Source organism: Actinoallomurus oryzae, from assembly GCF_039541955.1.
GTDB lineage: Bacteria > Actinomycetota > Actinomycetes > Streptosporangiales > Streptosporangiaceae > Actinoallomurus > Actinoallomurus oryzae.
In genome coordinates this window covers 115,301-121,300 of record NZ_BAABHF010000007.1, presented here as the reverse complement: position 1 = coordinate 121,300, position 6,000 = coordinate 115,301, and the positions used below count along the sequence as shown (strand labels likewise).

The 6,000-nt window shown below is 73.2% G+C and carries 7 protein-coding genes; all 7 read right to left on the bottom strand.

Annotated elements, in window-relative coordinates; genetic code table 11:
* Window positions 1-55: 55 nt before the first annotated feature.
* The 7 genes from ptsP to pfkB are packed head-to-tail and all read right to left on the bottom strand — an operon-like array spanning window position 56 to window position 5,957.
* Window positions 56-1,708 (bottom strand): phosphoenolpyruvate--protein phosphotransferase, encoded by a 1,653-nt coding sequence (gene ptsP, locus ABEA10_RS01610; protein ID WP_345456311.1) that lies wholly within the window; start codon window positions 1,706-1,708, stop codon window positions 56-58.
* Complete coding sequence (locus ABEA10_RS01605) at window positions 1,701-1,985, bottom strand: HPr family phosphocarrier protein (protein ID WP_329241427.1); 285 nt, start codon at window positions 1,983-1,985, stop codon at window positions 1,701-1,703. Before ABEA10_RS01605 ends, ptsP begins: the two co-directional genes overlap by 8 nt.
* A gap of 11 nt (window positions 1,986-1,996) precedes the next feature.
* Window positions 1,997-3,031, bottom strand: coding sequence for a zinc-dependent dehydrogenase (locus ABEA10_RS01600; RefSeq protein WP_329241430.1), 1,035 nt, complete (start codon window positions 3,029-3,031; stop codon window positions 1,997-1,999).
* Window positions 3,028-3,474 carry a PTS mannitol transporter subunit IIA gene (locus tag ABEA10_RS01595; protein ID WP_345456306.1) on the bottom strand — a complete coding sequence of 149 codons (447 nt, stop codon included), beginning with the start codon at window positions 3,472-3,474 and terminating at the stop codon, window positions 3,028-3,030. Before ABEA10_RS01595 ends, ABEA10_RS01600 begins: the two co-directional genes overlap by 4 nt.
* Window positions 3,467-3,766 carry a PTS sugar transporter subunit IIBC family protein gene (locus ABEA10_RS01590; protein ID WP_345456303.1) on the bottom strand — a complete coding sequence of 100 codons (300 nt, stop codon included), beginning with the start codon at window positions 3,764-3,766 and terminating at the stop codon, window positions 3,467-3,469. Before ABEA10_RS01590 ends, ABEA10_RS01595 begins: the two co-directional genes overlap by 8 nt.
* A gap of 6 nt (window positions 3,767-3,772) precedes the next feature.
* On the bottom strand, window positions 3,773-4,990 hold the full coding sequence (mtlA, locus tag ABEA10_RS01585; RefSeq protein WP_345456300.1) for a mannitol-specific PTS transporter subunit IIC: 1,218 nt from the start codon (window positions 4,988-4,990) through the stop codon (window positions 3,773-3,775).
* Window positions 4,991-5,018: 28 nt separating this feature from the next.
* Complete coding sequence (gene pfkB, locus ABEA10_RS01580) at window positions 5,019-5,957, bottom strand: 1-phosphofructokinase (RefSeq protein WP_345456297.1); 939 nt, start codon at window positions 5,955-5,957, stop codon at window positions 5,019-5,021.
* Between the last annotated feature and the right edge of the window lie 43 nt (window positions 5,958-6,000).

The window sequence follows — 6,000 nt, the reverse complement described above, 5'->3', positions numbered from 1 at the left end:
TCATCAACACGCCGACCGCGGCGCCAGCCCGTCCCGACGGCTTCTGAAACACGGCCTAGGAGTTCTCAGCGAGGACGGCGGCGCGGGCTCCGGCGGCGTCGTCGGTCTCCAGGGCGCGGGCGGCGAGGCGCTCGCAGTCGGCGAGGGTGTGCGCCGCCAGGCTCGCGCGTACGGCCGGCAGAGCACGCGGGCTCATCGACAGCTTGGTGATGCCGAGCCCCGCCAGCACCGGGGCGAGCAGCGGGTCGGCCGCCGCCTCCCCGCAGATCCCGACCGAACGGCCCGACGCCTTTCCGGCCGCCGCGCACCGTCCGATCAGCTCCAGCAGCGCGGGCTGCCACGGATCGAGCAGGTCCGCCAGGCCGCCGGCCTGCCGGTCCGCGGCGAGCGTGTACTGGCTCAGATCGTTCGTGCCGATGCTGAGGAAGTCCACGACGTCGAGGAACCGCGCCGCGCGCAGCGCCGCCGCCGGTACCTCGATCATCACGCCCGCCGTGGCCAGCCCGTGGTCGCGGGCCCGCGCGGCGAACTCCTCGGCCTCCGCCCGGGTCGAGACCATCGGCGCCATCACCCAGACGTCGGCCGTCGTCCGCTCCGCGGCGATCGCGATGGCTTCGAGCTGGGTGGCGAGGATCTCCGGGCGGTCCCGCGCGACACGCAGGCCGCGGACGCCGAGTGCCGGGTTGGGCTCCTCGGGCTGGCCGAGGAAGGGCAGCGGTTTGTCCGCCCCGGCGTCCAGGGTCCGTACGACGATCGTGCCGCGCTCGAGGAGGGTGAACGCCTCGGTGTAGGCGGCGACCTGCTCTTCGAGGTCGGGCGCGTCGTGGCGGTCCAGGAACAGGAACTCGGTGCGGAACAGCCCCACCCCCGCGACGTCGGTCAGGTCCACGCCCGCGAGGTCGGCGGCCGAGCCGATGTTGAGCATCAGGTCGACCGGGTGCCCGTCGGCGGTCCGCCCCGGGCCCTTGCCGCCCGCGAGCCGGGCGCGCTCCTCCTCCGCCCGTTCGCGGACGCGGGTCACCTCGTCGTCGGTGACGCCGGAGCACACCTGCCCGGTGGTGCCGTCCACCGTCACGGCCGCCCCGTCGGCGAGGTCGAGCGCGCCGGCGCAGCCGACCACGGCGGGCAGGCCGAGCGAGCGCGCCAGGATGGCGGTGTGGCTCGTCGGGCCGCCGCGCTCGGTCACCAGCGCGAGCACGCTCGCCGGGTCGAGCGTCGCCGTGTCGGCGGGCGCCAGATCGTCGGCGACCAGCACGAACGGGTGCCCGGGCGACGGCACGCCGGGCATCGGCACGCCCAGCGCGGCGGCGATCGCCCGGTGGGCGATGTCGTCCAGGTCGGCGGCGCGCTCGGCGAGGTAGCCGCCGAGCTCCTCGAGGGTCCGGCGGTGCTCCTCGAACGTCTCCCGCAGGGCGTGCGGCGCGTCCGCGCCGTCCTTGATCCGGGCGGTCACGCCCTCCAGCAGCATGGGATCGGCGGCGATCATCGCCTGGGCGTCGAGGACGTCGCGCGCCGCGCCGGCCGCCGCGGCGGCACGCTCGCGCAGCCGGCTCTCGGCGGCCCGCAGCGCGTCGGCCGCGACGACGGCCTCCCGCTCCGGATCGGCGACGGTGCGCCGCTCCGGCAGCGACGGCGGCGGGCTCATCCGCGCGACGGGCCCGGCCGCGAGGCCCGGACTGACGCCGATGCCCCGCAGCGTGTCAGGCATCGCTCGTTTCCTCCGCGTCCAGGTCGCGGGCGAGCAGGGCGGCCAGGGAGTCGAGCGCGTCGTCGGCGCCCGGCCCGTCGGCCTCCAGGGTGACCTCCGTGCCGTGCCCGGCGCCCAGCGACAGGACGGCGAGCATGCTGGCGGCCGGTACGGCCTTGCCCTCGCCGACCCGGATCTTGACCGGGACGCTCTGCTCGGAGGCGGCCTTGACGAACAGCGCCGCGGGCCGGGCGTGCAGGCCCGTACGGGACGCGATGACCACGGTGCGCATCGGCATGTGAACTCCTGTCAGGGTTCGATGGTGACCTTGATGGCGGTGCCGCGGGCCACGATGTCGATGCCCTCGAGCACGTCCGCGAGTGGCAGGCGGTGGGTGATCAGATCGGCCACCGGGACCGCGCCGGAGGCGATGAGATCCAGGGCGCGGGCGTTGTGCGCCGGGCTGGAGCCGTTCGCGCCCACGATGGTCAGCTCCCGGTAGTGGACGAGGTTGGAGTCGCAGGCGATGACCGGGTTGTCCTTGGGCAGCCCGCCGAAGAAGCTGATCCGGCCCTGCCGGGCGGCCATCTGCAGCGCCTGCTCCTGCGCGGCGCCGGAGGCGGCGGCGGTGATGATGGCGTCGGCGCCCCGCCCGTCCGTCAGCTTCATGACCTGGTCGACCAGGTCGGTGCCGTGGATCGCGGCGTCCGGCTTCACCCGGTCGGCGGACATGGCGAGCCGGTCGGGGTTGATGTCGGCGAGGAAGACCCGGGCGGCGCCGCGTGCGCGCGCCAGGCGTACGTGCAGGCAGCCGATCGGGCCGGCGCCCATGACCACGACGTCGTCGCCCTCGCCGATGCGCGCGAGCTCCTGGCCGTTGAGCACGCAGGCGAGCGGCTCAGCCACCGACGCCTCGTCGAACCCGATGCCCTCGGGCAGCCGGTTGAGCCCGTCGACGGCGAGGACCTTGGCCGGCACGATCGTGTACTCGGCGAAACCGCCGTCGTAGTGGTACCCCATCGACTCCTGGTTCGGGCACACCGTCATCCGGCCGCGGCGGCACTCTTCACAGGTGCCGTCGGGGATCGCCGCGATGACCTGGACCCGGTCGCCGGGCCGCCAGCCGGTCACGCCCTCGCCGACCTCGGCCACCTCGCCGGCGATCTCGTGGCCCATGACCCGTGGCGGCCGGATGTGGTGGTGGCCGAACTTGGAGATCTTCACGTCGGTGCCGCAGGTCGAGCAGTTGCGCACCCGGATCTTGACGTCCCCGGGGCCGGGGGACGGCTCCGGCGCGTCCTCGACGCGGATGTCTCCGGGTGAGTAGAAGCGGGCGACCTTCACGCTGGTTCCTCTTCTCCGGCCGGCTGCAGCAGCCGGACCACTTCGTCGATGTCGTTCGTCTCGCGGAGGGCGCGCGCCCGGTCCGGGTCGAGCAGGATCTGGGCCAGCTCGGAGAGCAGGCGCACGTGGCCGTCGCCGCGCGCGGCGATGCCGATGCACAGCACCACCCGCTCGTCGCCCCAGGCGACGCCGTCGGGGAAGCGGACGAAGGAGACCGCGTCGTGCCGCACGGCGTCCTTGCCGTTCAGGGTGCCGTGCGGGATCGCGACGCCCTCGCCGACGTACGTCGACACGGACCGCTCGCGTTCGAGCATCGTGTCGACGTAGGCCGGCTCGACGGCCCCGGCCGTGACGAGCGCCTCACCGCACTGGCGGATGGCGTCGTCGCGACCGGTGGCCGCCGCGTCGAGCCGCACGGCGCGGCGGTCGAGCAGTTCAGGCACTGATCTCTCCGCCGTTCTTGATGGCGGAGACGAGCTTGGTCACCGCGGGGTCGCCGAGGAAGACCTGGAACTTCACGATCGGCTTGCCGCCGGCGCCCGCCGCCGCGCGGTCGGCGAGGCCCTGGTGGCAGACGACGATGTCGGCGTCGTCGGGGATCGAGTTGACCGGCGTGTGCTCGACCGTGACCGAGTGCTTCCTCAGTTCCTTACGCAGCTGGCTGGCGAGCATGACGCTGCTGCCCATGCCGGCGTCGCAGGCGACAATGATCTTGTGGACGTCTTTGCCGTTCATCGTTGGTCACGCTCCGTGGGGTGCGGTCTCGGGGGTCGGGGCCTCGTCGGCCTTCGCCTGGTCGGTCTTCGTCTCGTCGGTCGTGTTCTGCGCGACCGGCGCCTCGCCGGCCGTGGTCTCCGCCGCGGGCGTCTCGGCCGCCGCGGCATCGAGTTCTGGTTCGGTTTTATCGTCTCCGTTCAGACGGCCGAATCCGAGGAGGACCGAGCCGACCGCGAAGGAGACCGCCGCGGCGATCAGGATGCCGAGGAAGACCCCGAAGTAGCCGCCCCGAGGGGTCTCGGCGGCGTACGCGAAGATGCTGCCCGGGGACGGGGTGGCGACCAGACCCGCGCCGGTGACCATGAACGTTCCGATGCCCGCCGCGCCGCCGGCCATGGTGGCGAGGATCAGGCGCGGCTTCATCAGGATGTAGGGGAAGTAGATCTCGTGGATGCCGCCCAGGAACTGGATGACCATCGCGGCCGGCACGCTCGGGCGCAGGGTCCGGGGGCCGAACAGCAGGTAGGCGGCCAGCACGCCGAGGCCGGGGCCGGGGTTGGACTCGATCATGAACATGATCGACTTACCGTGCTTGGCCGCCTCGGCGACACCCAGCGGGCCGAGGACGCCGTGGTTGACGGCGTTGTTGAGGAACAGCACCTTGGCCGGCTCGACCAGCACCGAGGCGAGCGGCAGCAGGTGGTGGTGGATCAGCCATTCGACGGCGCTGCCCGCGGCGTCGGTCACGTGCGTGACGATCGGCTTGATCCCCCAGTTGCCGAACACCGCCGCCGCGCCGCCGATGATGCCGGCGGTGAAGTTGTCCACCAGCATCTCGAACCCGGGCTTGGTCCGGTCCTGGATGTAGCCGTCGACGAGCTTGAGCACGTACGCCGTGAGCGGGCCCATGACCATCGCGCCGAGGAACATCGGGATGCCGGCGCCGACCACGACCCCCATCGTGGCGACCGCGCCGACCACGGCGCCGCGCTGGCCGTGCACCATCCGGCCGCCGGTGTAGCCGATCAGCACCGGCAGCAGGACGTTGATGGTCGGGTCGACCAGCGCGCCGAACTCCTTGTTGGGCAGCCAGCCGGTCGGGATGAACAGCGCGGTGATCAGGCCCCAGGCGATGAACGCCCCGATGTTCGGCATCACCATGCCGGCGAGATGGCCGCCGAGGCGCTGGATCTGCGCCTTGGGACCTTGCCCGGTGATCTGTGGTGTGTATGGAGTGGCCATAAGGGCCTCCCTTAGGGGGTTCGGGAATCTAGGCGATGAGTGACCGGCCGAGATCCGGCCGCGCATGGATATGGACGATGTCGCGCCGGATGTCCTCCGGTCGCGGCATGCGGCTGGCGGGCAGGCGCACCGCGGCGGCCCCCCATGCCAGCCCTTCGGCGAGCGCCGCGCTCCCCCGAGCGCCCGCGGCCAGGAACCCGGCGAGCAGGGCGTCTCCGGCCCCCACCGTGCTCCTCGCCGCGGCGACCGGCGCCTCGCCGATGGTGACTCCGTCGTCCTCGACCAGTACGGCGCCGTCCGCGCCGAGACTGGCGAGCACACTGCCCGCCCCGCGTTCGCGCAGGGCCTGGGCCGCCTCGACCGCGTCGCCGACGCTGTCGACCGGGTGACCGACGGCCTCGGCGAGCTCCTCCCGGTTGGGCTTGATCAGCACCGGAGAGGCCTCGACCGCGGCCAGCAGCGCCGGACCGCTGGCGTCGACGGCGACCTGCACGCCCGCCTGCGTGAAGAACTCACACATCTGGGCGTAGATCCCCGCGGGCACGCCCGGAGGCAGGCTGCCGCACGTCACGACCCAGCTCGCCGACTCGGTCGTGGCGAGCACCGCGTCGGCGACCGCACCGAGTTCGGAGCCGGACAGCGGCTCTCCGGGCTCATTCAGCTTGGTGACCACGCCGTCGGGCTCGGCGATCGTCACGTTGGACCGGGTGCGCCCCGCGACGGGGACCGCGCGCAGCGGGATGCCGTCGGCCTCCAGGAGCCGTACGAGCTGCTCGCCGTCGGCGCCGCCCACGGGCAGCACCGCGACCGAGGGCACCTGGTTGGCGAGCAGGGCGCGGGAGACGTTCACCCCCTTGCCGCCGGGGTCGAGCCGGGCCGAGGTCGCCCGGGTCATCGTGCCACGGACGAGCCGGTCCACCTCGATGGTCCGGTCCAGGCTGGGGTTGAGCGTCAACGTGACGATCATTCGGCACCCGCACAGCGCCGCGCCGCCCGATGCTTCTCCTGGG